The sequence below is a fragment of the uncultured Stenotrophomonas sp. genome, assembly GCF_963519125.1.
Taxonomy (GTDB): Bacteria; Pseudomonadota; Gammaproteobacteria; order Xanthomonadales; family Xanthomonadaceae; genus Stenotrophomonas.
Window position 1 is genome coordinate 43,116 of sequence record NZ_CAUQLJ010000019.1, and the last position, 25,603, is coordinate 68,718.

The 25,603-nt window shown below is 62.6% G+C and carries 25 protein-coding genes and 1 tRNA gene; 17 read left to right on the plus strand and 9 right to left on the minus strand.

Going from position 1 to position 25,603, the window contains the following annotated elements:
- Positions 1-7 precede the first annotated feature (7 nt).
- Genes trmB through thiS form a run of 3 tightly spaced genes read right to left on the minus strand, consistent with a single transcriptional unit; the run spans position 8 to position 1,783 of the window.
- Positions 8-742, minus strand: a complete 735-nt coding sequence (gene trmB / locus RYM47_RS15475) for a tRNA (guanosine(46)-N7)-methyltransferase TrmB (protein ID WP_315388940.1) — start codon at positions 740-742, stop codon at positions 8-10.
- A complete protein-coding gene (locus RYM47_RS15480) occupies positions 742-1,536 on the minus strand; it encodes a thiazole synthase (RefSeq protein ID WP_315388942.1) in 795 nt (264 codons plus the stop codon). Before RYM47_RS15480 ends, trmB begins: the two co-directional genes overlap by 1 nt.
- Before the next feature lie 46 nt (positions 1,537-1,582).
- Positions 1,583-1,783 carry a sulfur carrier protein ThiS gene (gene thiS, locus RYM47_RS15485; RefSeq protein ID WP_315388944.1) on the minus strand — a complete coding sequence of 67 codons (201 nt, stop codon included), beginning with the start codon at positions 1,781-1,783 and terminating at the stop codon, positions 1,583-1,585.
- 204 nt (positions 1,784-1,987) lie between these two features.
- Here thiS and RYM47_RS15490 point away from each other — a divergent pair, with 204 nt between their 5' ends.
- From RYM47_RS15490 to RYM47_RS15515, 6 genes are all read left to right on the plus strand, one after another.
- Entirely contained in the window at positions 1,988-3,817 is a 1,830-nt protein-coding gene (locus tag RYM47_RS15490; protein ID WP_315388945.1) for an autotransporter domain-containing protein, read from the plus strand.
- An 86-nt stretch (positions 3,818-3,903) separates the two neighbouring features.
- Positions 3,904-3,977, plus strand: a tRNA-Gly gene (locus RYM47_RS15495).
- Positions 3,978-4,288: 311 nt separating this feature from the next.
- On the plus strand, positions 4,289-5,194 hold the full coding sequence (gene rimK, locus RYM47_RS15500) for a 30S ribosomal protein S6--L-glutamate ligase (RefSeq protein ID WP_315388946.1): 906 nt from the start codon (positions 4,289-4,291) through the stop codon (positions 5,192-5,194).
- 233 nt (positions 5,195-5,427) lie between these two features.
- Positions 5,428-5,901: a hypothetical protein gene (locus tag RYM47_RS15505; RefSeq protein WP_315388948.1), complete on the plus strand. Its 474-nt coding sequence runs from the start codon at positions 5,428-5,430 to the stop codon at positions 5,899-5,901.
- A 7-nt stretch (positions 5,902-5,908) separates the two neighbouring features.
- Positions 5,909-6,586, plus strand: coding sequence for a response regulator transcription factor (locus RYM47_RS15510; RefSeq protein ID WP_017356179.1), 678 nt, complete (start codon positions 5,909-5,911; stop codon positions 6,584-6,586).
- Between the two features lie 4 nt (positions 6,587-6,590).
- Positions 6,591-7,913 (plus strand): HAMP domain-containing sensor histidine kinase, encoded by a 1,323-nt coding sequence (locus tag RYM47_RS15515; RefSeq protein ID WP_315388949.1) that lies wholly within the window; start codon positions 6,591-6,593, stop codon positions 7,911-7,913.
- A gap of 89 nt (positions 7,914-8,002) precedes the next feature.
- Here the strand turns inward: RYM47_RS15515 and coaE are convergent, their stop codons facing one another.
- Genes coaE through RYM47_RS15530 form a run of 3 tightly spaced genes read right to left on the minus strand, consistent with a single transcriptional unit; the run spans position 8,003 to position 10,763 of the window.
- On the minus strand, positions 8,003-8,608 hold the full coding sequence (gene coaE, locus RYM47_RS15520; protein ID WP_315388950.1) for a dephospho-CoA kinase: 606 nt from the start codon (positions 8,606-8,608) through the stop codon (positions 8,003-8,005).
- 24 nt (positions 8,609-8,632) lie between these two features.
- The gene (locus RYM47_RS15525; RefSeq protein WP_315388951.1) at positions 8,633-9,496 is read right to left on the minus strand and encodes an A24 family peptidase; all 864 of its coding nucleotides are present in this window, start codon (positions 9,494-9,496) and stop codon (positions 8,633-8,635) included.
- A 7-nt stretch (positions 9,497-9,503) separates the two neighbouring features.
- Positions 9,504-10,763, minus strand: a complete 1,260-nt coding sequence (locus tag RYM47_RS15530) for a type II secretion system F family protein (protein WP_315388953.1) — start codon at positions 10,761-10,763, stop codon at positions 9,504-9,506.
- A gap of 359 nt (positions 10,764-11,122) precedes the next feature.
- Here RYM47_RS15530 and RYM47_RS15535 point away from each other — a divergent pair, with 359 nt between their 5' ends.
- The 11 genes from RYM47_RS15535 (at position 11,123) to RYM47_RS15585 (ending at position 20,956) form a co-directional block, all read left to right on the plus strand.
- Positions 11,123-11,542, plus strand: coding sequence for a pilin (locus RYM47_RS15535; RefSeq protein WP_172448096.1), 420 nt, complete (start codon positions 11,123-11,125; stop codon positions 11,540-11,542).
- A 102-nt stretch (positions 11,543-11,644) separates the two neighbouring features.
- A complete protein-coding gene (gene pilB / locus RYM47_RS15540) occupies positions 11,645-13,369 on the plus strand; it encodes a type IV-A pilus assembly ATPase PilB (RefSeq protein WP_315388955.1) in 1,725 nt (574 codons plus the stop codon).
- A 65-nt stretch (positions 13,370-13,434) separates the two neighbouring features.
- Positions 13,435-13,848: a pilin gene (locus tag RYM47_RS15545; protein WP_315388957.1), complete on the plus strand. Its 414-nt coding sequence runs from the start codon at positions 13,435-13,437 to the stop codon at positions 13,846-13,848.
- A 395-nt stretch (positions 13,849-14,243) separates the two neighbouring features.
- Entirely contained in the window at positions 14,244-14,711 is a 468-nt protein-coding gene (locus RYM47_RS15550; RefSeq protein ID WP_315388959.1) for a hypothetical protein, read from the plus strand.
- 700 nt (positions 14,712-15,411) lie between these two features.
- Complete coding sequence (locus RYM47_RS15555; RefSeq protein WP_315388961.1) at positions 15,412-16,242, plus strand: hypothetical protein; 831 nt, start codon at positions 15,412-15,414, stop codon at positions 16,240-16,242.
- Positions 16,243-16,871: 629 nt separating this feature from the next.
- Positions 16,872-17,327 carry a hypothetical protein gene (locus RYM47_RS15560; protein ID WP_315388963.1) on the plus strand — a complete coding sequence of 152 codons (456 nt, stop codon included), beginning with the start codon at positions 16,872-16,874 and terminating at the stop codon, positions 17,325-17,327.
- Positions 17,328-17,682: 355 nt separating this feature from the next.
- The gene (locus tag RYM47_RS15565) at positions 17,683-18,159 is read left to right on the plus strand and encodes a hypothetical protein (RefSeq protein WP_315388964.1); all 477 of its coding nucleotides are present in this window, start codon (positions 17,683-17,685) and stop codon (positions 18,157-18,159) included.
- 66 nt (positions 18,160-18,225) lie between these two features.
- A complete protein-coding gene (locus tag RYM47_RS15570) occupies positions 18,226-18,933 on the plus strand; it encodes a hypothetical protein (RefSeq protein WP_315388966.1) in 708 nt (235 codons plus the stop codon).
- Positions 18,934-19,003: 70 nt separating this feature from the next.
- Positions 19,004-19,381 (plus strand): hypothetical protein, encoded by a 378-nt coding sequence (locus tag RYM47_RS15575; RefSeq protein ID WP_315388968.1) that lies wholly within the window; start codon positions 19,004-19,006, stop codon positions 19,379-19,381.
- A gap of 912 nt (positions 19,382-20,293) precedes the next feature.
- A complete protein-coding gene (locus RYM47_RS15580) occupies positions 20,294-20,566 on the plus strand; it encodes a hypothetical protein (RefSeq protein WP_315388970.1) in 273 nt (90 codons plus the stop codon).
- Between the two features lie 6 nt (positions 20,567-20,572).
- Positions 20,573-20,956 (plus strand): DUF6869 domain-containing protein, encoded by a 384-nt coding sequence (locus RYM47_RS15585; protein ID WP_315388971.1) that lies wholly within the window; start codon positions 20,573-20,575, stop codon positions 20,954-20,956.
- A 151-nt stretch (positions 20,957-21,107) separates the two neighbouring features.
- On the opposite strand, the gene RYM47_RS15590 is transcribed toward RYM47_RS15585, so the two are convergent.
- The 3 genes from RYM47_RS15590 to RYM47_RS15600 form a co-directional block, all read right to left on the minus strand.
- Complete coding sequence (locus RYM47_RS15590) at positions 21,108-21,632, minus strand: hypothetical protein (RefSeq protein ID WP_315388972.1); 525 nt, start codon at positions 21,630-21,632, stop codon at positions 21,108-21,110.
- A 575-nt stretch (positions 21,633-22,207) separates the two neighbouring features.
- Positions 22,208-23,593 carry a sigma-54 dependent transcriptional regulator gene (locus RYM47_RS15595; RefSeq protein ID WP_315388974.1) on the minus strand — a complete coding sequence of 462 codons (1,386 nt, stop codon included), beginning with the start codon at positions 23,591-23,593 and terminating at the stop codon, positions 22,208-22,210.
- Positions 23,594-23,657: 64 nt separating this feature from the next.
- Complete coding sequence (locus tag RYM47_RS15600; RefSeq protein WP_315388976.1) at positions 23,658-25,271, minus strand: HAMP domain-containing sensor histidine kinase; 1,614 nt, start codon at positions 25,269-25,271, stop codon at positions 23,658-23,660.
- Between the last annotated feature and the right edge of the window lie 332 nt (positions 25,272-25,603).

Here is a 25,603-nt window from a genome sequence, read left to right on the forward strand (position 1 = left end):
GATGGGATCAGGTACGGTCGTACAGCAGGTCCCACACCCCGTGGCCAAGTTTCTGGCCGCGGGTTTCAAAGTGCGTCTGCGGTCGCCACGCCGGTCGCTCCACCTGGCCGCGCGGACCGGCGCGGTTGCTCAGGCCGGGGGTGGCGTCGAGCACGTCCCACATCTGCTCGGCATAGTCTTCCCAGTCGGTGGCGCAATGCAGCCGGCCACCCACGCGCAGCTTGCGCACCAGAAGCTCGGCGAAGCCCGGCTGGATCAGGCGGCGTTTGTTGTGGCGCTTCTTGTGCCACGGGTCCGGGAAATAGATGCGCACTTCGTCCAGCGCGCCATCGGCGATTTCCTTTTCCAGCACTTCCACCGCGTCGTGGTGGAACAGGCGCACGTGGTCGGCGTTGTCCTCGGCCAGCGCGTTGAGCAGGCGGCCCACGCCGGGCGCGTGCACTTCCAGCCCGATGTAGTCGCGGCTCGGGTCCTGCTGCGCGGCAAAGCGCAGCGCGGCACCGTTGCCGAAGCCGATTTCCAGCACCTTGCCCGCGTCGCGCCCGAAGGTGGCATCCAGGTCGCGCGGCTGGCCGGTGTAGTCCAGCCCGAAGCGCGGCCATGCGTCGTCGAACGCGCGCTGCTGGGCGGGAGTGAAGCGGCCCTGGCGCAGCACGAAGCTGCGCACCTCGCGGCGGCCCTCGGTGGCGGTGAAGGGCTTGGGCGGCGCCTTGGCGCCTGCGCTGTCGAAGGGATTGGTCATCAGCCGATCAACCCTTCCACCGGGGAGGACGCGCTCGCATAACGCTTGCGCGGAATGCGCCCGGCCAGGAACGCCTCGCGCCCGGCTTCAACGGCCTTGCGCATCGCGCTGGCCATCAGCACCGGATTACGCGCGCCGGCGATGGCGGTGTTCATCAGCACGCCGTCGCAGCCCAGCTCCATCGCGATCGCCGCGTCCGAGGCGGTGCCGACGCCGGCATCGACGATGATCGGCACCTTCGCGCTTTCGATGATTTCCAGCAGGTTGTATTTGTTCTGGATGCCCAGCCCCGAACCGATCGGCGCGGCCAGCGGCATCACCGCCACGCAGCCGATCTCTTCCAGGCGCTTGGCCAGGATCGGGTCATCCGAGGTGTAGACCATGACATCGAAGCCGTCCTTGACCAGCTGCTCGGCGGCCTTGAGCGTCTGCACCACGTCCGGGTACAGGGTCTTCTGGTCACCCAGCACTTCCAGCTTGGTCAGGTTGTGGCCGTCCAGCAGCTCGCGCGCCAGCCGGCAGGTGCGCACCGCATCTTCAGCGGTGTAGCAGCCAGCGGTATTGGGCAGGATGGTGAAGCGGTCCGGCGGCAGTACATCCAGCAGGTTCGGCTCGCCCGGGTTCTGCCCGATGTTGGTGCGGCGGATCGCCACGGTCACGATCTGGGCGCCGGCTGCGTCGGTGGCAGCGCGGGTTTCATCCAGGTCCTTGAACTTGCCGGTCCCGGTCAGCAGCCGGGATGCATAGGTCTTGCCGGCGATCACCAGCGAATCGGGGGAAGAATGAGCAGTCATGCCACGAATTATCGCCCAACCCGACCATTCCTGTCCGGTCCGGCGGTCAGCCACCACCCAAGGCGTGCACGATTTCCACCTGGTCGCCTTCCTCCAACGCACGGGTCGCATGCAGGCTGCGCGTCACGATCTCACCATTGACCTCCACCGCCACCCGACGTTCGGTCAACTGTTCGGTCTGCAGCAGGTCCAGGACGGTGGCACTTTGCGGAAGCTGGCGGGGTTCGCCGTTGAGCACGATGTTCATGACGGGATTGTCCCCCAAAGTGGTCACTTCTGCGTACCCTTGCGCCCCCACCGGAACCCATCCCGGCGGTGTCCCGCCTGCCTGTTGCGACGCCCTGGCCCCGGCCATGCCGCAACGCAGCGTGATGTCCCCGGGGTGCAGTGGAACCATGGCACCGTGCGCCGGCGTACGTCGGCTGTCCTCACCCGAAATGGAGTTTTTTTCATGCAGCTCAGCAAGCGTCCCCTGCGTTCCCTGATGGCCGTGGCCATCGCCCTGGCCGCCGTGCCGGCGATGGCGCAGTCCCCGTATTCGCGCACCGTCTTCATCGGCGACAGCCTGACCGACCAGGGCTACTTCCGCCCGCTGCTGCCGGCCTCGGTGCAGCCGGTCACCGGCCAGTTCACCACCAACCCGGGCTGGGTCTGGGCCCAGTACGTGGCCGACTACTACGGCACCAACGCCACCGCCCACGGCAACGGCCAGAATGGCGACAACTACGCCATCGGCGGCGCCCGTGTCGGCGTGGACACCACCCAGACCCTGGCCCCGGGCACCCCGGCCATTCCGGTCTACTCGCTCAAGACCCAGACCGCGCAGTACCTGGCCGCCAACGGCGGCAAGGCCGACGCCAATGCGCTGTACACCGTGTGGGGCGGCGCCAATGACCTGTTCGCCATCCAGGCCGGCGCACCGCTGCAGGCCACCCTCGGCGCAGCCGTGACCGACCAGGTCGGCATCGTCGGCACCCTGAAGAACGCGGGCGCCCAGTACATCGTAGTGCCGACCCTGCCGGACATCGGCCTGACCCCGGCCGCACGCGCCGGCGGCGCCGTGGGCATGGCGCAGGGCACCGCGCTGGCCAAGGCGTACAACGACGCCCTGTTCGGTGGCCTGAAGGCCGCCGGCCTGCAGGTGATTCCGGTGGACACCTTCCATATCCTGCAGGAAATCGTCGCCAGTCCGGCCACCTACGGCTTCGTCAACGTCACCAGCCCGGCCTGCACCACGGCCTCGTCGCTGACCTGCAACCCGACTGCCTACGTCAACCCGAACGCGGCCAACAACTACGTGTTCGCCGACGGCGTGCACCCGACCACCGCCACCCACCAGATGCTGGGCCAGTACACCCTTTCGATCCTGGAAGCCCCGCGCAACCAGCAGATCCTGACCCACTCGGCGCAGACCGTGGGCCGCGCGCGTGCCGACCAAGTCGGTTCGCACCTCGACGGTCGTCCGGCCGACGGCCTGAGCTGGTGGGGCGGCCTGCGTGGCGACATGCAGCGCTATGACCACGCCGACCTGTACGACGGCCTGGCGCCGGCCGGCCTGTTCGGTATCGACTGGGCGAAGGACGGCATGGTGGTGGGCGGCTTCGGTGGCTACGGCCGCATGGACGCCGACTTCGGCAACAGCAAGGGCGACTTCACCCAGTCCGACGCCACCCTGGGCCTGTTCGCCGGCTGGTATGGCGACAACGTGTGGGTCAACGGCCAGGTCAGCTACAGCTGGCTGGACTACGACGTGACCCGTCGCGTGCAGCTGGGCCCGGCCGAGCGCACCCACACCGGTTCGCCGGAAGGCAGCAACCTCACCGTCGCCCTGAACGCCGGTTACGAGTTCGGCACCGAAGGCGGCTTCCGCCACGGTCCGGTGGCGGCGGTGATCTGGCAGCAGGTCAAGCTGGACGGCTACGTGGAATCCAACCCGAGCGCCACCGCGCTGGGCTACGCCAACCAGGACGCCGACTCCACCGTTGGCCGCCTTGGCTGGCAGGCCCGCTTCGACGGCGGCAGCATCAAGCCGTACGTGCAGGTCACCTACGACCACGAGTTCGAAGACGACAAGCAGGCCAGCGCCTGGCTGCAGACCATGCCGGACGTTGGCATGTACAAGGTGCCGGGCCTGGAGTTCGACAAGGACTACGCCACCGCCGTACTGGGTGCGCGCATGACCATGTTCGGCCTGAACAGCAACATCGGCATGAGCACCACCGCCATGCAGAAGCGCGCGCGTGACGTGAGCCTGTTCGCCACGGTCAGCGGCAGCTTCTAAGGCCCGACCGGCATGAACCCAACGGGCGGCCCAGTGCCGCCCGTTGCGTTTCAAGGCCTCAGCCGCATAGAATTGCGGCGCACCATGCGGGTGTAGCTCAATGGTAGAGCTGTAGCTTCCCAAGCTACTGACGAGGGTTCGATTCCCTTCACCCGCTCCACGGTTTGCGCAGCAAACCATGGAGCGTGGCGGCCATGCCTCCACATCCCCGCGCCTGTCGGCGCGCCCCCTTTACTAAAGGGGGCTGCTCGCGACCTGTTCTTCTCTGTGTCTTCAGCTGTGCGAGTGTTGCTTCCTCGCTGCGAAACTTTTGTCGGATTTGTTTCTCGATTCATTTGGTGCACTCGGCCACGCTGTGCGCGAACGTGATCGATGCGCACAATCCTTTGCCTGACAGGCCATTTTCCGACCTCATCCGATCTTCCACGTCGCACGCTATGCTTCGCGTCTTTCCCCACCCCCGAAGCTGCGATGAAACTGGCCATCCTTTCCCGCAACAGCAAGCTGTACTCCACGCGGCGGTTGGTGGACGCGGCGCGGTCGCGGGGGCATACCGTGCGGGTGCTGGACCCGCTGCGCTGCTACATGCGCATTGCGGCCAACGGTTTCACCCTTCATTACAAGGGCCGGCCGATCACCGGGGTGGACGCGGTGATTCCGCGTATCGGCGCCTCCATCACCCGCTACGGCACCGCGGTGCTGCGCCAGTTCGAGATGATGGGGGCCGTGACCCCCAATCCCTCCGACGCCATCCTGCGGGCCCGCGACAAGCTGCGTGCGCACCAGATCCTGGCCTCCAAGGGCATCGACATGCCGGTTACCGTGTTCGGCGACAACCCGGACGACACCGTGGACCTGCTGTCCATGCTCGGCCCGCCGCCGCACGTGGTGAAGCTCAATGAGGGCACCCAGGGCAGGGGCGTGATCCTGACCGAAAAGGCCAGCGCGTCGCGCGGCATCGTCGAGGCCCTGCGCGGTCTGTATGCCAACTTCCTGATGCAGGAATTCATCGGCGAAGCCCAGGGCGCGGACCTGCGCTGCCTGGTGGTGGGTGACCACGTGGTGGCGGCCATGCAGCGCCAGGCCCCCGAAGGCGACTTCCGCTCCAACCTGCATGCAGGCGGCAGCGCCCGCGCGGCCAAGGCCACCCGGGCCGAGCAGCAGGTGGCCGTGCGCTCGGCCAAGGCTCTGGGGCTGGGCGTGGCCGGCGTCGACCTGATCCGCTCCAGCCGGGGCCCCTTGGTGCTGGAGGTCAACTCCACCCCTGGCCTGGAAGGCATTGAAGGCATCAACCAGGACGACCTGGCTGGCCGCATCATTGAACACGTGGCGGGGCAGGTGGCTGCCGTGAAAAAGCCAGTAAAATCAAAGCATTGAAAATTAATGGCGCGGGCGTGGCTGGTTTTAACACCGGTTTAATCGCCCCCGGCGTAGGCTTCAACGGACCGCAGCTCTGCCCTCCTCAGCAGATAACGGTAATCGGGAATGACTTCAGGCCCAGGCGGAATCCGCCTGGGCCTTTTTCCATCCCTGCCTTGGCTCACTTGCTGAGGTCAAGGCAGCGGGGATACATTCGGGGTTCCGTTCAGTAAAACTAAGGATTGGTTGTGATGAAGCGAATGATTCTGGCTGCCGGAGCTGCAGCCCTCCTGCTGGCGCTGGGTACGGCGCAGGCGGCCCCCAAGGAAGAGGTGTTCGCGCGCGGCAAGCCGCTTGCCGAGCAGATGCAACGCATCGAAAAGGAAATGAACGACGGCGAGACCTATTCCGAGCTTCGCCTCGAAGACCGCAGCAAGGTCCGCGAAGCCTTGGGCCGCATGCGTGGCGTGCTCGACCAGTACCCGAACCAGCACGGAATTCCCGAGGCGGCCAAGCTCGAGCTGTATAACGACCAACAAATTGTGAACACGGTTTTGACGCAGGCGCGCGAAGATAGCCGCCAGATCTGCACGCGCGAAAAGGCGACCGGTTCCAACCGCTCGACGACGCAGTGCAGGACCGTTGCCCAGCGCGAACGCGACAAAGCCAATGCCGAGCGTGATTTGGGCAACGCGCAGCGCGGACGCGGCAACCTTATCAACTAGAGGTCACATGCGAATTCTTGTAATTGAAGACAACAGCGACATCGCCGCCAACCTGGGCGACTACCTCGAAGACCGCGGCCACACCGTGGACTTCGCTGCCGACGGCGTAACCGGCCTGCACCTGGCGGTTGTGCACGAGTTCGACGCGATCGTGCTGGATCTCAATCTGCCGGGCATGGACGGCATCGAAGTCTGCCGCAAGCTTCGCAATGAAGCGCGCAAGCAGACCCCGGTGCTGATGCTGACCGCACGGGATTCGCTGGACAACAAGCTGGCCGGTTTCGACTCCGGTGCCGACGACTACCTGATCAAGCCGTTCGCGCTGCAGGAAGTGGAGGTGCGTCTGAACGCCCTGTCGCGCCGCGGCAAGGGCGTGCAGACCCGGGTACTGGAAACCGGCGACCTGGAATACAACCTGGACACCCTGGAGGTTCGCCGCCAGGGCAAGCTGCTTCAGCTCAATCCCACTGCCCTGAAGATCCTGCAGGCGTTGATGGAAGCTGCACCGGCCGTGGTCACCCGACAGGAGCTGGAAACCCGCGTCTGGGGCGAAGAACTGCCCGATTCCGACTCGCTGCGCGTGCATATCCATGGCCTGCGCGCCGTGGTCGACAAGCCGTTCGAGGTTCCGCTGATCCAGACCCGCCATGGCATCGGATACCGCATCGCCGCCCCGGAAGCCTGATCCGGTGAGCGACAGGGGAAACCGCCGCCGGGCGCCGTACCGGCGCCGGCTGCGCAGCCGCATCATCGTGTCGTTCGTGCTGTTGGGCTTCTGCCTGACCACGCTGTTCGCGTTTGCCACCAACTGGGCGCGGGCCCGGGTGGAGAACCAGCTCGTCGAAGATGTGATGAACCGCAACATCGACGAATTCGCGCGCCGGTTTTACGAGAGCCCAGGGCGCACTCCGTCCATCCCCGTGCAGCAGATCCGTGCATTCGTCTATCCCAGTGACAAGTTCGACCGCGTGCGCGAAGAGCGGCCGGAGTGGGCGGCGTTTGCCACGGGCAACTACCAGCTCAGTGGCGTGGACGAGCACAACGAGCCGTTCTCGTACAAGCTTGCCGTCCGGAAATCCCCCGATGCCTGGTTCTTCCTCGCATACGACATGACCGAAAGCCTGCGCGGGGCAGGGCAGCTCAACCGCGCGCTGTTCTTCTCCGTGCTGTTGTTCAGCGCCTTGTCGCTGGTGCTGGGCTGGTGGTCGGCCTCGAAGGTGATGAAGCCGGTCTCGGACCTGGCCGCGCGGCTGCGCGCCTATCGCGGCGGCACCAGCGAGCCGGAGCCCCTGGCCCCGCGCTTCCCCGACGACGAGGTAGGTCAGCTGGCCCAGGCCCTGGATGATTACTCCGCGCGCCTGACCGAAGTGGTCCAGCGCGACCGCGAATTCAACGCCGACGTCAGCCACGAACTGCGTACCCCGCTTGCCGTGATCCGCGGCGCCACCGAGCTGCTGCTGACCCGGCCCGACCTCGATCCCAAGGTCCTGCAGCGCCTGCAGCGCATCCAGCGTGCCGAACAGCAGTGCACCGACCTGATCGGCTCGCTGCTGCTGCTCTCGCGCAACGAGCGCGGGCAGGGCAGCAGCAACGTCGCCCGCGTCGCCGAGCAGCTGCTCGACGCCCACCGCGCCCAGCTCGGCGGCAAGCCGCTCGAACTGATCCTGGAAGGCGACCGCGAACTGGTCATCGACGCGCCCGAATCGGCGCTCTCAGTGGCCCTGGGCAACCTGATCGGCAACGCCGTGAAGTACTCGCAGGAAGGCTCGGTCCGCGTGCGCGTCACCGACAACCGGGTGGAAGTGATCGACAGCGGCCCCGGCCTGAGCGCCGAAGACGCGGCCAAACTGTTCCAGCGCGGCTACCGAGGCACCCATGCAGGCCACTCGCAGGGTGGCGGTATCGGCCTGTCCATCGTCAGCCGCCTGTGCGACCTGTACGGCTGGCAGGTGAATGTAAGGCCAGGCGAAGAGCGAGGCGTGGTGGCGACGCTGACGTTCTCCCCCGCGTAGCGACACGCCACGCGTGTCCCACGGACACCCGGGCCGCGTTCGCCGCAAACGAACGACCATGGTCTACGTCGGACACGCGCGGCGTGTCCCTACGCCATCAAACGGTACACCGCATCCAACCGCTCCACCTCGGCCTGCAACTGCTCCGGGTGCCCATCATTCACCACCACATCATCGGCCAATGCCAACCGCTCCTCACGGCTGGCCTGCGCCGCGATCATCCGATCCGCCAACTCCGCCGTCGACCCATCCCGCAGCATCAACCGCGCATGCTGCACCGCCACCGGCGCATCCACCACCAGGATCCGGTTCAACCACGGATAGTGCTGCCGGCCACCGGCTTCGGTCAGCAGCGGAATCGCAGCAATCGCATACGGGCTCCCAGCCTCCTCGCAGGTCCGCCGCAGCAGCGCCCGGATCGCAGGGTGGGTAATAGCCTCCAACGCCTGCCGCTCCTGCGCCGAAGCAAAAATCCGCCCGCGCAACGCAGCGCGATCCAGCTGGCCGTCGGCCAGCAGGATCCCGGAACCAAAATGATCAACGATCCGCGCCAGCCCCTCGCTACCGGGCGCCACCACCGCGCGGGCGGCCACGTCCGCATCGGCTACCACAATGCCCAGCGCCTCGAACCGGCGGCTCACTTCGCTCTTGCCGGCGGCCACGCCGCCGGTCAATCCCACCACGAACTGGCTCATCGCCGTGCCCTCATCGGGGTGTCCTCAGCGGAGGCCGGACATCCGCAGGTACGCATTGATCAACGGCTCGCCCCACATGAAGACGACCCAGCCGGCAATGGCCAGGTACGGCCCGAACGGGATCGGCGTGGCACGGTCGCGACCACGCGAATACAGCCAGATCGAACCAATGATCGCCCCGACCACCGACGACAGCAGGATGATCGGCAGGATGCCCTTCAACCCGCACCAGGCCCCGAGCGCGGCCAGCAGCTTGAAATCGCCGTGGCCAATGCCTTCCTTGCCGGTGATCTGCTTGAACAGCCACCACACGGTCCATAGAAGCAGATAGCCCGCAATCGCGCCCAGCAACGCCGGTTTCGCCGGCATGTACAGGTTGTCGATGCTGCCTATCAGCCCCAGCCACATCAGCGGCAGGGTGAGCTGGTCGGGCAGCAGCTGGGTGCGCAGGTCGATCCCGGAGAGGGCCACCAGGAAGCAGCTCAGCACGATCGCGCCAAAGCCCTGCCAGCCAAAGCCGAACTGCCAGACGCTGGCCACCACCAACAGCGAGGTGACCAGTTCCACCAGCGGGTACTGCTTGGAGATCGGCGCATGGCAATGGCGGCACTTGCCGCGCAGGGCCAGCCAGCTGAACAGCGGGATGTTCTCGTACCAGGACAGCTTGTGCTTGCAATGCGGGCAGTGCGACGGCTCGACCACGATCCCGGGCGGTGGTGGCTCGTAGATGTCCGGCAGCTCCAACACCTCGCGGGCGTCACGCTTCCACTGCCACTCCAGCCGCTTGGGCAGGCGCAGGATGACGACGTTGAGGAAGCTGCCGATCAACAGCCCCAGTGCGGCCGCGGCGGGATAGCCGAGGCCGGGATGCTGGTCAAGAAATGCCATGTTTACCTTAGCCGACGACGGCGCCGAGTTTGAAGATGGGCAGGTACATGCCGATCACCATGCCGCCGACAATGGTACCAATGAACACCATGATCATCGGTTCCAGCAGGCTGCTCAGGGCGTCCACGGCATTGTTGACCTCCTGCTCGAAGTACTCGGCCACCTTGAACAGCATGGTGTCCAGCGCGCCGGCCTCTTCGCCGATGGCGGTCATCTGGATGACCATATGCGGGAAGATGTTGACCTGCTTCATGGCCATATTGACCGGATAGCCGACCGACACGTCGTCGCGCATGCGCAGCACCGCTTCTTCGTAGACCTTGTTGCCGGTAGCGCCAGCCACGATGCCCAGGGCTTCGACCAACGGCACACCTGCCTTGAAGGTCACGGCCGTGGTGCGGGCGAAGCGGGCGATAGCGCTGTTATTCATGATCTCGCCGATCACCGGCACCTTGAGGATCAGGCGATCCATGGTGTGCTGCAGCTTGGGAGAGCGCTTGTATGTGTATATGAAGCCGGCGAACGCACCGATTGCGCCCAGCAGCATTACCCACCAGTAAGACACCGCGAAGCGTGAGAGGTTGACGATCATCTGGGTAAAGGCGGGCAATTCAGCGCCAAAACCGGCGAAAACTTCTTCAAACTGCGGAACTACGAAGATCAACAGGATGCCGCTAACGATGATCGCCACTGCAACAACCATCGCCGGATAGAACAGCGCCTTCTTGATCTTGCCCTTCAGGGCTTCAATGTTCTCCTTATAAGTCGCGACCGTATCCAGAACCGTCTCAAGCACACCTGCGCCCTCACCAGCTCGAACCAGGTTGCGATAAAGCTCATCGAACTGCACCGGGTGCTTGCTGATCGCCTCATAAAGCGATGAGCCGCCCTCGATATCGGCGCGGATGCCGTCTACCAGCTTCTTCATGCGCGGGTTCTTGTGCCCGCTGCCGATGATCTCCAAGGCGCTCACAATCGGCACGCCGGACTTCATCATGGTCGCCATCTGGCGACTGAAGAAGGAAATATCCTTTGACCCGACTGCCTTTCCGGCTGCACCGAAAAGGGGCTTGGGCTTGGGCTTGACCACCCCGGGCATGATCCCTTGGCGGCGCAATTCGGCACGCAGCAGGTTGGCGTTCTTCGCCACCTGCTCGCCCTTCATCTTCACACCCCGCTTGTCGGTCCCCTCCCAGACAAACGGCTGCAGCTCCATGGTGCTACGCGCCACGGGCTCTTTCTTGATCGCACTACGGCTGACAGACATGTAAGGCTCCCCGGCCTCGCCTTCCCCAGGCGGGCTTCTCGCCGAATGGTAGCCGGTTCCGGGGCGGAGTGGCATCCCTCTTGCACGGCAATCCGTGACCTGTGGCAGGGTCTGGATCTGTCACAAGGTGACGCAGAGGGTCACAATGCCGGTCAGGTCGCACTTTGTTGTGAGAGGGGTTCCAATTCTGGAGATTGCTGCCATCATTGCGCCGGGGAAATGCTGGGGAGCATTGCTGAGCACTTGGCACGCAACCTGCTATGAACCATCCGCACGGGCGTCCAGCCTTGCTCAGCCGGTCCGCCGGCCAGGCCTCGCACCGGTGTTCGTTACTTACTTACCTCTAGGGGATGTACACAATGAAGAAGCAGCAGGGCTTTACCCTCATCGAACTGATGATCGTTGTCGCGATCATCGCCATCCTGGCCGCCATTGCACTGCCGGCTTACCAGGACTACACCGTCCGTTCGCGCGTTGCTGAAGGCATGGGCCTGGTCTCGGCTGCCAAGGTTAGCGTCGTTGAGAACGCTTCCACCGGCAATGCTTTCGACAGTGGCTACATTGAGCCGACCGCGACTGACAACGTCGCTTCGGTGGAAGTTGATGCTGGCAATGGTCAGATCACCCTGACCACCGCCGCGAAGGCTGGCGCTGGCACCATCATCTTCATTCCGGCCCCGACCCTGGTCGCTGGCACGCCGCCGGCAACCAACGTCACCTGGACCTGCAAGACCGGTACGCTGGCCGCCAAGTATCGTCCGGCCGAGTGCCGTCCGTAACAGCTGACGGTTCGTTGCCGAAAGAAAAACCCCGCGCATGCGGGGTTTTTTTTGCGGTAGGTTACGCTATTGCATGCTTGAAGATCGTCCGGGAGCCCACAGATGAACGCTATAACCGCCAACCTTGTAGGTATCACCGGCATTGCCCGTCGTCTCGTCCAGGATGGCGCACTGGAAGAGTCAGCTGCGCGCGACGCAATGGCGAAGGCAGGGGCCGCCAAACAGCCGCTACCGCAGTACTTCGCAGAGAAAAGGCTGGTCACTGCTGCCCAACTGGCAGCGGCCAATGCGCTGGAGTTCGGCATGCCGCTGCTGGATGTTGGCGTGTTCGACAGCGCGCAGAGCGCGATCAACCTTGTCAGCGAAGAGCTCTTGCGCAAGCACCATGTCCTTCCGCTGTTCAAACGCGGTGGCAAGCTGTTTGTAGGTACCAGCGACCCAACCCATTCGCTCGACGAGATCAAGTTCCACACCAATCTGGTGGTGGAACCGATTCTGGTCGATGAAGACCAGATCAAGCGTACGTTGGAGCAGTGGCAGGCCAAGCACGATACTCTTGGCGGTTCGCTGGGCGGCGACGACGACAGCATGGGCGACTTGGATGTTTCCGTCGGCGATGAAGACGGCGGAAGCGCAGAATCAGGCGTGGATGCCAAGGGCGACGACACTCCTGTGGTCAAGTTCGTCAATAAGGTGCTGGTGGACGCCATCCGTAAGGGCGCCTCGGACATCCACTTCGAGCCCTACGAAGACGACTACCGCGTGCGGTTCCGTATCGACGGCCTGCTCAAAAACGTGGCCAAGGCGCCCGTCAAGCTCAGTCAGCGCATCGCCGCCCGCCTGAAGGTCATGTCTCAGTTGGACATCGCGGAAAAGCGCGTCCCCCAGGACGGACGCATCAAGCTAAACCTGTCCAAGACCAAGCAGATCGACTTCCGCGTCAGCACCTTGCCGACCCTGTTCGGCGAAAAGATCGTGCTGCGTATTCTGGACGGAAGTGCAGCCAAGCTGGGCATCGACAAGCTTGGCTATGAACCCGACCAACAAAAGCTGTTCCTGGATGCCATTCATAAGCCCTACGGCATGGTGCTGGTCACCGGCCCCACCGGTTCGGGCAAGACCGTTTCGCTGTACACCGCGCTGGGCATTCTCAACGACGAAACCCGCAACATTTCAACGGCCGAGGATCCGGTCGAAATCCGCCTTCCGGGCGTGAACCAGGTGCAGCAGAACGTAAAGCGGGGCATGACCTTCGCCGCCGCGCTCCGCTCATTCCTGCGTCAAGATCCAGACATCATCATGGTCGGCGAGATCCGGGATCTGGAGACCGCTGAAATTGCCGTCAAGGCCGCGCAGACGGGTCATATGGTGCTTTCCACCCTGCACACCAACGACGGCCCGCAGACCATCGCGCGTTTGATGAACATGGGTATCGCACCGTTCAACATTACCAGTTCGGTCACTCTGGTCATCGCCCAGCGACTGGCACGTCGGCTGTGCAGCAACTGTAAACGCCCGGTCGACCTGCCGGACAATGCGCTTCTTGCCGAGGGCTTCACGCAGGCGCAGTTGGATGCGGGCGTCACCCTATACGAGCCGGTTGGCTGCGAGGAATGCACGGAAGGCTACAAGGGCCGTACGGGTATCTACCAGGTGATGCCGATGAGCGAGGAGATATCGGTAATAGTCTTGGAGGGAGGTAATGCCATCCAGATTGCCGAGGCTGCCCAGCGTGCCGGTATCAGGGATCTGCGCCAGTCTGCGCTGGTGAAGGCCGCTGCGGGTACGACCAGTCTTGCTGAGATCAATCGCGTTACCAAAGACTGATCTGCCTGGACATGGCACGAAACGTGCTTGCTGGTAAGGTGAGCAGCCGACCGGGGAGTCGAGTGGTGAAGATTGTGAAGGGGTTTACCCTCATCGAGTTGATGATCGTGGTGGCGATCGTTGCCATCTTGGCAGCGATAGCGTTACCTGCCTATCAGGATTATACGATCAGGGCACGAGTGTCAGAGGCGTTGCTTATCGCCTCCGGCCCGAAGGTAACCGTCGGTGAGAACATCAACAACGCAAACGCGCTGGACGCTACCGCCTGTTCGGGGGTAGAGGACCAGACTGTGGGTTCCCACAACGTGGTGTCCATGACGTGCACCGGGAATGGGGTCCTCACCGTCGTTACCACGCCGGTAGCCGGGGGAGTAACGCTTCTGCTCCGGCCGAGCTTCGCGCAAAATGATGCCATTCGCTGGACGTGCGTCAGAGCCGCGGGCGAGAACAGGCACGTGCCGTCGGGGTGCCGGACCTGACGCTGGCGACACGCTTGCCGCGGGTCAGGTGGACATGGGGCCCCGCGATTGCGGGGCTCTTCGCTTGTGAGGCTGGCTCCAGACTGTTGCCCGGACACTTGTTATCGTATTTGGCTGAGAGCGAGTTACACGCAGGAAGACGCTCAACTTTGGGCGTGCATCCCCACTGCGGGCAAATACGGCCACGTGCCGGCGTGCCGTTGGACCTGACAGACGCTTGACCAGCGCCTTTAGTGCACAGCAGGTCACGTAGATGGGGGGCTTTTGAAGTGTGAAGCCAGTTGCATATTGCTGTACCGGTGCATGTCATCATTCCCGCCGGCGCTGAGGCGCGCCACACGGAACGCGGCACCGGTGCCAAGCCGCCATAAATGGATTTAGGTATGCGATCTGCGATGACTAAGCACTTTGGGCTGACGTTCATGCTCATGGCCGCTACAGCACTTCCTGCAGGTGCTCAAGAGGACGGAAGGCCAACCTGGAGCCTCAAGGCATCGACCCCTACGGCGAAGCTCATTGGCGAATGGGAGTTGTCGAATCCCTCAGGGGACGCAAGGGCCAACCATGTCTCTGGAGCCGCGGGGATAGCCCAGGCGGGCGTGACCAAAGGCGCTTCGTTCCAGCTCACCGTCAAGCTAGTGAATCCTGCCGGCGCCATAACAGACGTCACAGGGTCATCAAAGCTCATTTATCGCCCAAAGGGCTGCATGTCGATTGCGGCCAATGGAATTGCGACGGTCCTGCGCTCGGCCCCTGCGCCTTGGACATGCAATTCAGGCGACCCGATTCCAGTCACCATCATCTATGCAGATAAGGCGACTGGAGTTGCGGCCGTAAACATGTACGTTTTTAAGATCAATTGACATCGTCCGATTCCCCCTTCCTACCCGAGCGGGGCCCAATCATTGGGCAGTCTGCATCAGACGCGTTGGCACTCGTCGAGAGCCTGGCTAGATAACACACGAGGAGTTGCAAGGACGCGCTGCGCAGTGGCCGGAGCGCGCTGCTATGCACAGGCATGCGGACGATATGCTGCATGCCTGTCACGGCGTCCGATTCCTCCGCTCAATACCTGGAACAACTGATGTCAACAGAATGGTTGATCTGTATCGAGGGTTTCGCAATCCGCGCAGACGAGTGTTTGCGTACATCCATACGAGTATCATCGCCCGACCGCGTAGCCGGGGTAGGGGAGTATCGGTGTCGTGTTTCGGTAACGCCTTTCTTGAACAAAGAGGTCGAGATAGCAGGCATCGATTCGCAGCAAGCTACTGAGCTGGCAAGTGCCTTTGCAAGATCAATCGTTGGTGTCGATTGGCTTGAAGATGAGGCTGGTCGAAAGACTCACTGGTAGTAGGGCGGTGGTGTCTTCGTTAGCAATCTGACTGCGACCCAGCGCAGGGCAAGCCTATGCAGTCGCGCGCAGCCTGGCCAGTGCGCCAGGGTTTTGCGGGCCAGCCCTGCATAGAGGCGCGTGAGGATCTCGTAGCTTGTGGATTGGAAGACAGAGAGTAAATCGAGTGGCCTCTTGATAGTTCGTGGACGCGCATAGGGTAAGAATGGATGGCAGCCTGCCGCGAGGAGGCTGAATTGCTGGATGATCTTGAAGAAGCGGACGACGTCATCTTCCTGCTCTCTACCGATTGGTTCGCGTCCTGGATCGTCTCGTTGGGCCAGTGGAACGGTGGAGAGGCCTCACTGGAGCAGACGAAGAACGTCGCTAGACGCGCCGCATCGGCCATTCTTTCGCGGGTCAGTGACTACCACCAAGTGAATCTCTCCCATACCAGAATGGCGGCGACCTTTGACAAGTTAATGAAGGATCTGACGCCGAGGCTGGATAAAACAGAGTCAACGGACCTTTGCAGGCTTGTGAGGTCTACAGCCGGCCATTCGGTACTTTCTCGGGATCAGAAGTGGGCTCTGAAGGCGGCCCTGATTCGTGAAATGGCCTGCGGTTTCAGCGACGACGCTCACGCCGCACTGGGCGAAGGAGTGGTGCTCGTAGTGATTGGGTCGTTAGAGCTGCTCGGCGTCGGCGAGATTCCGTTCCAGCCAGAAAGCCGTTGGGATCTGGATCTCGATGGTAAGTTTGGTAGTCTTACTGGAAGGCTCGAAGACTGCGCACTTGCCAACTATGCTCCCAACGTCATTTTGCAGGAGGTGGCCGATGCTACTCGTCGTCTACAGTACAGTCCGCAAGACGTGGAGCGGCTTGCCGACTGGTGGGCAGGTGCTACCCAGCATTTCCGCATGAATGTCGATCCGCGCTCGCTCGCCCTTCTGCTGACTGAGCTCGGTGAGAGGGCTGGAGACTCTTGGACGGTCGAGTTGTTTCAGGTGATAGTAGGCCCTGGGTTCTTCGAGGTCGTGCTTAAACCAATCGTGAGCTAAGCTTCTCTCCCGGATTCTGGTTGCGCTTGGGGGTGGTAGTGAAAGTGTATGTGGACTTTTCGCTCTACTCTTCGCCAAACGACCCATACGCCAACGTCACGGGGTACGTAGACCGACCGCACACCCCGTATGTAGGTGAACTGCTGGCACTGATCGAGGTAGCAGCGACTGGACCAGCTGTGTTCCTTCCTGTCGCGGCGGTTGGGGATTCAGTCGCTCTTGGAATCGGATCAGTTTGGTTGGAAGACCAGGTGCTTGATGGTCTCGACTTGGCGGAAGAGCTTGGCCGAAGGCTGGACGCAGAGACGAAGCTTCGCGTCTATGTCTACGGGGCAAGCGACTAGTCTTTGGAGGACCGTCACCGGCCTCGTTCCACCGGCCCTGACAGTACGGAGCGTGGTCGGAGTCGGGAGGGTACCAAGCCTGCAAGATCATGCGCGGGCCTTTTGTTGCCTGGGAAGACGGCTATGTCCATGTGCGAGGTCAGTACGACATGGGCGAGGAAGCCGGTGTATGGCGGTGGTACGACAAGAGCGGGACTGTTGTGAAGGAGCTGGACTACTCGGCTGCCCCTACTCAGGCCCGGAGCGAATGAGCCACAATCACGTACACAGTGCAAGGCGGCAGATATGCGCAACGTTACGTCCGAGATGCACCGATTCAAAGAGGCGAGCAGACATATCTGGAACCTTTACATGATGCCAGGCGAGTATGTTCTGGATGTAGCTGTGGAGGAGTCGTTCCTCCGCATCGAGCGGGAGCTGCTTCGGAGCATTGTGCTCGACGGAGACGATGCCGCAGATACCTACGGAGATGGGCCAGTCGCAAGGTTGAAGGTTAGGCCAAGACTGCCGTCCACTGAGGTTCCTATACAGTTCGGAACCACAGCGGCGGACGGAAACACCTATTGGGACAGTCCTAAGCTCGTTCCTGTTGAAGAACTGGATCAGATCGAGTTCATCGAATTCTTCGATTGGAACCATTTCGGTTACATCGACTACACCATTGTCCGTGCCCTGGATCAACGTACGGGACATCGGGTGCTTATAGACAACGTCAATTGTGGTTTTTGGTTGACTGAGTGAGATGCGCCCTGCTGGGCCCTAATGCGGTATGAAGAATTTCCTTATGCATAATGAGAGACAACGGTGAAGCGTTTTGTCGATGTCTTCGGCACACTCCTGGGACTCGTGTGGATTGCATACGGGTTACTCATGATGACAGGTGTTCCTCCAGAAGCAGTTCCCTGTAGGACGGACTGCCAGATGAATAGTTCTTTGAGGCTGCTGTTCGGAGAGGTCGCGGCTCATCGACTCATTGGCTGGGGGTGGGTAGTCACCGGCGCTGCGCTGGCCCTGTTCGTGATTGCACGCTCCCATCTGGGACCTAATGGCGCTGCACGGCGCAAAAAGGCGTCACGTCGTGGAGAAAAGTAGTCAGATGAGTAGTCTCCCAACAGAACTCACCAGTGAGTATGATCGGCTGGTAGCCTTAAATGACTGGCACGGTATTGAACTGCTGCTGGCGCCATTTGTCGAGTCAGGCAACCCTGAGGACATCTACCTGTCGTCGATGTCGAGTTACCCCGGCGAGGGCAGCAGCGAGTTCGAGACGCGCCACCTGCGCCTCTTGGCTGAGGCAGCAGGCAAAGCGTATGCGCCCGCGCAGTTCACCCTGGGCATGTACCACCTTTTCGGGGACAGGCTTCCGTTGGATCCGGGCCTCGCCATGAGCTTCATGGGTGCCGCCGCAGCTCGCGGCTACCCGCCAGGCGAGTATGAGTACGGTTTCGCGCTGCTCCGTGGAATGGGCGTTACCAAGGACGAAGAAGCGGGGCTGCGGCTGATTCGGAAAGCTGCTGCAGCGGGGAATGAGGTAGCCTTGGAGTTCCTGCGGGAACCGGAAGGATCGGTCTGACGACGGTGGTCGACGGGCTTGAGTTGTGGCTGACGCAGTTAAAACGGGCAGCGGGATGCGATGACTATGCAAAGGCTTGCAGATCTTGAAGGAATCAACGGGCTTGAGTTCCATGACGCACTCATTGGTGACGTTCGGTACTCGGCGGCGGACCGAAACCTCAGTGTGGGTCTATCCATCTACGAGACGATGGCTTCAGGCGGCCGAACCCCGGCATTCCTGAGTGTCCAATCAATGGACAGGGCGACTGTCCGCATGGACTTTCCGAAACTGGCCTCCAATGCATTCGCCGGGACAGTCATGAACTGCCGGGTGGACACCGAAGAGAATGTCGCCAGGCTCTACCTCTGCGGCGGGTTGTTGGAGGTGGCATCCAAGTCTCAGTCCCTTGAGCCAAGCGAGTTGCCACCTTCAGTCTTCAATGGTCATGAAGGGAACGTTCTTGCCGGCTCCTTCAGAGATCTGGAGACCTGGGATCTCGCGTTCTCTGTGCTCTCCAACATTGAAGTCTCGACAAACACCGCGCGCTGCACGATTGCACTTCAGCTACCCAGCGGAGAAGGTGTCAGTGAGCGCCGCGGTGCCGTCCTCCGGCTGTCCAGATGCACAAGTTGCGTACTGACGCTGGACGGGAGAAACCTTTCCCGGCCCGAAGGCAGGTACGGAAATGTCCAGAACGTACACGTCGACGCCAGACGCGGGATTGTGTGGTTGTACCTGCAGGACGGACTGATTGAGGTGCGAGCGCGTGCAGCGGAGCTGGTTGCTCGCTAGGCGGGTAGAAATGCCTTCAGATGGGCCGTGGAAATGCTTGAGCCTGAGTCCTTGCTCGGAGATCGCAGTCGTGAATGAGAATGAGTTGATTGAGCTTCTTCATGCTCTCTGCTCTTTGGATGGCAGGGGTGATATCCCTGTTGGAAGAATACGTGTCAAGTATCGCGGCGATGATGTTCTGTATCCGCACTGGGTGCCAAAGAAGGAGCACATCGTTGCTGATGGACTGCTCGATCCGGGGTTCACCTCTGGGCCTTGCTACTACGCTGACATCGACCAGGTGGAGGTGAGGCTATGGGAGTGGGTCGCTGAGAAGGGCCAGCTCGGTGGGAGCGAGTTCGCTGAGTTGCGTGAGATGCTGGCGGATCAGCCGGGGTTGGAGGTTGGGAAGGACGTTGTTGCTTGGAGGAACAGCGATTTGGTCGCTGTGGATTTGACGGGTGATTAGTGCCCGGGTACGGCTTGGGACTTGGCTGGATGTAGCTGCAGGTTTGGTTAGTCACGACAATAGCGATGGAGAGCAGCTGTGAGGAACGCGATTCTATGGCTTGGGTTGTTTATCGCTTCGTACTTGGCGATAGCTGCGACGACCAGCGTCTCGCTTCCTCTCCTGGTCACCTGGCATTCTGGAAACTGTTGGGACAGCCAGGCCCTGTCAGCATGCGCTGTCAGCTCATTGGTTCTGAGGTATTGGTGGGTCGCTGCACTTCCGGCATCTATGTTGATAGCGTCGCACATCGCCTTGGCTCTTCGCTGGAGAAAGAGTGAGGGCGCAGGGGAGTTCGGATGAAGCCTTGGGCCATTGTTCTCGTGACAGTTCTCGCAATGAGTGCTTCGTCCTGCACAACGATCAGGGATGAAATAGCGAGTTGCACTGATCTGAAGATTGTCTATGCAGGCAGCGTGCTTCATGTGGCCGGATACCCGGAGGGGCTCTTCTCAGTTGATAACGTTGGAGGATCCGTCGCGAAACTTCCGATGGCCAGTGAGGTAGGTCGTGACATTCACGGCCGGTATGCGGACATTGAGCAGTTGTCCCCGGGCAGGGATGATTGGCACCTCTTCAACCCGCAGTTGGATGAGTTTCCTCCGCCGACAAAGCACCTGACCATTCTTCCTGGGCAGCGAGACGAGTTCAGGTATGGTGCGAACGGGCTCTTTCTAAGTCCCCGTCCTTCGAGTGAAATGAAATACTCCATCGTCGTCAGGGACGCACGCGGATGCACGTACCGGTCCGCTACATTCCGACTGTAAACGGAGTGCCTGTTCGTTCGACGTCCAGGTGTTGCGGTGTCGAGTCCGTAAGGGATGGAAGTCGATGCGGCCGGAGGATGCGTGTCTCAATTGCTTGGAGGGTACTGTGAACTACGTGAGCGATGGACGCAGGATTCGCATTGGAGACTCCGTTCTTCTTGAGGGTGATAAGGGCGTCGTAGTCTGCGATTACGACCAGTGGGAGTGCTTGAGCGGTTATGAAGATTGGCTTACCAGGGAAGAATTGGTGGGCGGTGGCTTTCTGTCGAGCGGCGTGATGATCGAAACCGCAGGTGTTGGTATGGTTCACTACCGCGGGCCCGATGATGAGATTGAGTTCGTCGCCCGGGCGGACGTAGGCATTGGTGACGAGGACTAGGGGAGCATGGCAATTGAAGAGCGAGGCATTGTCGAGATCGCTGCTTCCTGGATAGCGTTTCACCGCCTTCCAGGGGAGTCGCCGGAACGCGAAGCGTTGTTTCGGGCAGTTTTCCGTGTCCAGGAACCTGTCATCGATGATCCGGAGAAGGTGTGGGAGATGATTGAGGAGATCCGGCGTCGGGATGGAAGTGACCTGATCCTGTCGAACCTAGCTGCTGGGCCCCTAGAGGACCTGCTGGTTGCTCACGGCGAACGGTTTATCGACCGCATTGAAGCAACCTGCAGGCATGACCAGCAACTTAGACAGCTACTCGGGGCAACTTGGCAGAACGGTATGTCGGATGCGTTGTGGACGCGTGTCAGAGCGATTGCCGCACCGTCTTGGTAGAGCGGGAAACCCGGGTCTCGTTGCGAGGACGCGGCTTGGTGCCTTTGAATTTTAGACGTTATGTAGCTTGAGCCGTCGTGGCAGCCGGGCAGAGCCCGGCTCTACCTCGCGGGATACGGCGCGGGTCTGCTGTGACCGGTTGAGCCCGACCTTACCGGGGGGCAAGGTACTTCTGCTGCAGCTCCCACCAGAACCATTGCGAGGTGCTGGCAAAGGGGGCGAGCCGCTCGGCCAGGTCCATGTCTACGTCGTAGTCGCCGGCCAGGAAGCATTCGGCCAGGTCCTGTGAGACGCCGATGGCATGGGCGAAGTCCTGGGTTGAGGCGCCCATGGGGGCGAGGATGTGGTCGCGGACGAGTACGCCCGGATGTTCGTAGCAGATGACATGTCCCGGCTTGGGTTCGTAGCGGTCCGCGATGTATTTTTCGAACCCGTTGCAGCGGCGCAGGCGGGGCTCTTTGGGTGGGTCCACCAGGTCGAATACCAACCTGCCCTCGGTGGCTTTCACGGTTACCCTTGCGCCTGGCTTGAAGCCCGCGTTGTACAACCAACTGCCATGCGCGGCGATGCAGGGCACGAGGCCGCCGTCGAAGGTATCCATCCACGGATAGGTGTGCGCACGCACGGTGTAGTGGCGCGGTTGCTCTGCCGTAGGCATGCCGAGCTCGGGGAACATGGGGGTGTGGCGTGATATGTGCATGGCGGTCCTCCAAGGGGAAATCTCCCTTGCCGGTAAGGCAAGGGAGCCGGGAGGTTCAAATCCGCGTAAGCGCGTGCGGCGTGGAGTATTTCCCCCGTTGAGGGGTCTTGTATTAGCCACCCTCCCGACATGGGAGTTCCATAAGTTTGCGCCTACATGGAGATTTGAAGCTCCGTGGCACACCTTGCGCGGCGATCCCTTGGATGACTAGTTGATTGTTTCTGTTGGTTTTGCCGCTTTTGATAGGCATTGCCTAACACGTGTCGCTAGCGGCACGGGTTTTTTCGAAAGTGCGACGGAGTTGCGGTCAGGACGGGTTGTACACGTCATGCAGTTAGAGGTGCAAAAACTCGCCGCGCGTGTCCGGCTGGCTGTCAGGTGGTGCGATAGCGGTGGGTTTGCGCGGAATCGGGCGGTGCGTGGGACACGCATGGCGTGTCGCTACGCGGTTCGGCGACCGTGTCAGGGCGTGTCAACCGCGGTTCGAGAAGGCGTAGTGACACGCCATGCGTGTCATTCGCGGTGCGTGGCGGCACAACACATCGCAGCCCTCAATCCATCCCCAGCTTCTTCAACTTGTACCGCAACGCCCGGAACGTAATCCCCAGCTGCGCGGCCGTTTTGGTCTTGTTCCAGCGATTCTCTTCCAAAGCCTTCTGGATCGCAGTGCGTTCCATCTGTTCGATGTACGAAGGCAGCGCGCCACTGCCCGCAGGCAGATCCACAACGGCTTCTTCATGGTGTGTAACCGCAGCACCGGTCTGCCGTGCAGCCCCAGGCTGCGGCAGGCGCAGATCGCCGGCGCCAATGCTGTCGCCCTCGGCCAGGGCCAGTGCACGCTCCAGGATGTTCTCCAGCTCGCGAACGTTTCCGGGGAAGTGATAGGTGCCCATTGCTTCCAATGCCGAAGGCGCAAGCAGCGGCGTAGGCCGCCCATGCGTACGCGCCAGGCGGGAAAGAACCGAAGCCGCCAGCTGCGGCAGATCGCTGCGACGCTCGCGCAGCGGCGGCACGCGCAGTTCGATCACGTTGATGCGGTAATACAGGTCATGCCGGAAGCGTCCGTCTTCCACCAGGTCGCCCAGGTCCTTGTGCGTGGCCGAAAGAATGCGCACGTCCACCGCCACTTCGGTCGCCGAACCCACCGGGCGGATCGACTTTTCCTGGATCGCGCGCAGCAGCTTCACCTGCATCTGCAGCGGCAGTTCGGCCACTTCGTCCAGGAACAGGGTGCCGCCATGCGCAGCCTGGAACAGCCCGGGCTTGTCGGCATGCGCGCCGCTGAAGCTGCCCTTCTTGTGCCCGAAGAATTCGCTTTCCATCAGCTCGGACGGAATGGCGCCGCAGTTGACCGGCACGAACGGACCCTGCGCGCGTGCGCTCTGGTCGTGGATGGTGCGTGCCACCAGCTCCTTGCCCACGCCTGATTCGCCCAGGATGTACACCGGCGCCTGGCTGCGCGCGACCTTGCTGATGGTGGCGCGCAGGCCGTCCATTGCCGCGGACTCGCCCAGCAGGCGGGCGGTGGTGTCGCTGGTCAGCGGCGGCGGGGCGGGGCGCTCGGTGTTGTTGAGTTCCAGCGCGTGCTTGACCAGGCCGCGCAGCACGGCGATGTCCACCGGCTTGCTGACGAAGTCGAACGCGCCGGCCTTCAGCGCTTCCACCGCCAGGTCCATGCTGCCGAAGGCGGTGATCATGGCCACGGGGGTGCGCGGGTAGTTCTGGGCGATCTCGGTGACCAGCTCGATGCCGTTGCCGTCGGGCAGCCGCATGTCGGTGATGCACAGGTCGTAGGGGTTGCTGGCCAGCAGCTCGCGCGCTTCGGCGAGGTTGGCTGCGGTGCTGATGCGCAGGCCCATGCGGCCCAGGGTCAGTACCAGCAGTTCGCGGATGTCGCGTTCGTCGTCGACGACGAGGGCGCTGCGGTTTTCGTTCATATGGGGGGAAGATAGCCGAGAGCGGTTGAAAACGACAAATACTTGACGCCCGCAGGGTAGCGCGTCATTGCGGCAGCATTGTGTGCGGTCCCAGCAGGACCAGCCGGAAGCAGGCGCCGCCGGCTGGGACGGACACGTATTCCAGGCTGGCCTGGTTGGCGCGGCACAGTTCGCGGGCGATGTAGAGTCCCAGCCCGGTGCCGTGCTCGGAGGTGGTGAAGAACGGCCGGAACAGCTGCTGGGCCACGGTTTCGGGAATGCCCGGGCCACGGTCCATCACGTCGATCACCGCCGAGCGGTCCTGGCGGGCCACGCGCAGTCGCACCCGGGCGGGTTCCTGGCCGGTGCGGCCGTACTTGAGTGCGTTGTGGACCAGCACGGTGAGGATCTGGTGCAGGTGGCGCGGGTCGACCAGGCCATGCACCGAAGACTCGTTGATGATCGGCTCGATGCTGTCCGTTTCCAGGGTCAGGCTCTGCTTGTACTCCAGCACGAAGCGGCGCACGAACGCGGCCAGGTCCAGGTTTTCCGGGTTGGCCCGCTCGCGCCGCGCCAGGCCGAGCACGCTTTCGACGATGCCGTTGGTGCGCTGGCACTGCTGGTGGATGATCTGCAGCAGGCGGCGGTCGGTGTCGCCGATGGCGGTGGACTCTTCCAGCAGCTGGGCCGCGTAGTTGATCGCGGCCAGCGGGTTGCGGATCTCATGGGCCAGGCTGGCCGAGAACCGGCCCATGGCCGACAGGGTGAGCGACTCGGCGCGGCGCGAGACCACGCTGGAGTCGTCCAGGAAGATGATCGTGAGGTCGCTGCCGGCCAGCAGGCGGGCGAACCGGGGCTGCACTTCGGGCTGGTCGGGCGAGAGCTGCAGCGGCGTTTCTTCATTGCTCCAGCCGTTGCGCCAGCGCTGCAGGCGGCGGCTGAGGTCGGGCGCGGCGCTGCCCAGTTCAAGCTGGCCGGTGCCGCTGTTGCCTTCGTTGTCGCCGATCAGGGTGGAGGCCGCTTCGTTGGCCAGGGTGATGCGGTTGGCCGCGTCCACCACCAGCACGCCGGTGCGCATGCGGCGGATGATGAGTTCGTTGATCTGGAACAGGTTGGCTACTTCGTCGCCGCGCTGGTTGGCCAGCTGCTGGTTGCGGCGGGCGCGGTTGCCCACCTGGTAGCTGACGAAGGCCAAGGCCAGGAAGCTGGTGATGAACATGGCCAGCTCGGCCAGGGTGCGGGTGGGCTGGCCGGTTTCCAGCAGGTTCCACGCATACTCGCCCGCAGTAGCGGCGCCCGCCGTAACGGCAATGGTCATGCCCCAGGACAGCGGCAGCAGGGTGGCGGCGGCGGCGATGTTGAACAGCAGGGCCATGGACAGGCCGGCGCTGGCGCCCGGGAGGGCGTGGGCCAGCAGGACGGTGGCGGCGATGTCGATGAGCAGGCTGGTGACCACGGTGCGGCGCAGCCAGCGGTCGTTGCGGCCGAGCACCAGGATCAGCAGCGAGACCACCAGGTAGCCGACGCTGACCACGGCGGCGAGCTCGGGATGGCTGGATTCGCCCACCAGGCCGCTCAACGGGCTGAACAGCAGCGCGGCGATGACCGCGGCGATCAGCACCCGGTACAGGGCGAAGAAGTACAGCTCCCGCTTCGGCAGGGACTCGATGCGGTCGATCAATGAAGCGCTGGGTGACACGCCGGAACTCCCCTTCTGGCTGTCGGGTGGCGTCTCGCCGGGCAGAGCTCGGCGCTACGGTGGGTGCGCGCTCGGGCAGGGGCCCGATGCCACCGGTGGTCCGGCCAGTATGGCCCGATCTCGCGCAGTTTGCCCATTCACGACCCGGGCGGCCGGGGCGGGCGGGGCTCGCAACTGCCTGAATGGCGTTGGAAAACTGGCCGGGCCGGCCGCCGGGGGCCCGTGTCTTTGCGCCACGCGGCTGGGTCGTCCACAATAGTGGGCCCGCCGCGGTCCGTGCGTGCGGTCGTTCCTATTCCCACGGTGACGCATGAATTTCCACGAATACCAGT

Excerpts from the sequence above, each read along its gene's own strand:
- RYM47_RS15505 (WP_315388948.1), top strand. The coding sequence starts at position 5,428 with ATGAAGCGAATGATTCTGGCTGCCGGAGCTGCAGCCCTCCTGCTGGCG.
- RYM47_RS15560 (WP_315388963.1), top strand. The coding sequence starts at position 16,872 with ATGCGCAACGTTACGTCCGAGATGCACCGATTCAAAGAGGCGAGCAGA.
- RYM47_RS15585 (WP_315388971.1), top strand. The coding sequence starts at position 20,573 with ATGGCAATTGAAGAGCGAGGCATTGTCGAGATCGCTGCTTCCTGGATA.
- RYM47_RS15550 (WP_315388959.1), top strand. The coding sequence starts at position 14,244 with ATGACTAAGCACTTTGGGCTGACGTTCATGCTCATGGCCGCTACAGCA.
- rimK (WP_315388946.1), top strand. The coding sequence starts at position 4,289 with ATGAAACTGGCCATCCTTTCCCGCAACAGCAAGCTGTACTCCACGCGG.
- coaE (WP_315388950.1), bottom strand. The coding sequence starts at position 8,608 with ATGAGCCAGTTCGTGGTGGGATTGACCGGCGGCGTGGCCGCCGGCAAG.
- pilB (WP_315388955.1), top strand. The coding sequence starts at position 11,645 with ATGAACGCTATAACCGCCAACCTTGTAGGTATCACCGGCATTGCCCGT.
- RYM47_RS15490 (WP_315388945.1), top strand. The coding sequence starts at position 1,988 with ATGCAGCTCAGCAAGCGTCCCCTGCGTTCCCTGATGGCCGTGGCCATC.
- RYM47_RS15555 (WP_315388961.1), top strand. The coding sequence starts at position 15,412 with ATGGCAGCCTGCCGCGAGGAGGCTGAATTGCTGGATGATCTTGAAGAA.
- RYM47_RS15530 (WP_315388953.1), bottom strand. The coding sequence starts at position 10,763 with ATGTCTGTCAGCCGTAGTGCGATCAAGAAAGAGCCCGTGGCGCGTAGC.
- RYM47_RS15565 (WP_315388964.1), top strand. The coding sequence starts at position 17,683 with ATGAGTAGTCTCCCAACAGAACTCACCAGTGAGTATGATCGGCTGGTA.
- RYM47_RS15535 (WP_172448096.1), top strand. The coding sequence starts at position 11,123 with ATGAAGAAGCAGCAGGGCTTTACCCTCATCGAACTGATGATCGTTGTC.
- RYM47_RS15510 (WP_017356179.1), top strand. The coding sequence starts at position 5,909 with ATGCGAATTCTTGTAATTGAAGACAACAGCGACATCGCCGCCAACCTG.
- trmB (WP_315388940.1), bottom strand. The coding sequence starts at position 742 with ATGACCAATCCCTTCGACAGCGCAGGCGCCAAGGCGCCGCCCAAGCCC.
- RYM47_RS15525 (WP_315388951.1), bottom strand. The coding sequence starts at position 9,496 with ATGGCATTTCTTGACCAGCATCCCGGCCTCGGCTATCCCGCCGCGGCC.
- RYM47_RS15590 (WP_315388972.1), bottom strand. The coding sequence starts at position 21,632 with ATGTTCCCCGAGCTCGGCATGCCTACGGCAGAGCAACCGCGCCACTAC.
- RYM47_RS15595 (WP_315388974.1), bottom strand. The coding sequence starts at position 23,593 with ATGAACGAAAACCGCAGCGCCCTCGTCGTCGACGACGAACGCGACATC.
- RYM47_RS15570 (WP_315388966.1), top strand. The coding sequence starts at position 18,226 with ATGCAAAGGCTTGCAGATCTTGAAGGAATCAACGGGCTTGAGTTCCAT.
- thiS (WP_315388944.1), bottom strand. The coding sequence starts at position 1,783 with ATGAACATCGTGCTCAACGGCGAACCCCGCCAGCTTCCGCAAAGTGCC.
- RYM47_RS15480 (WP_315388942.1), bottom strand. The coding sequence starts at position 1,536 with ATGACTGCTCATTCTTCCCCCGATTCGCTGGTGATCGCCGGCAAGACC.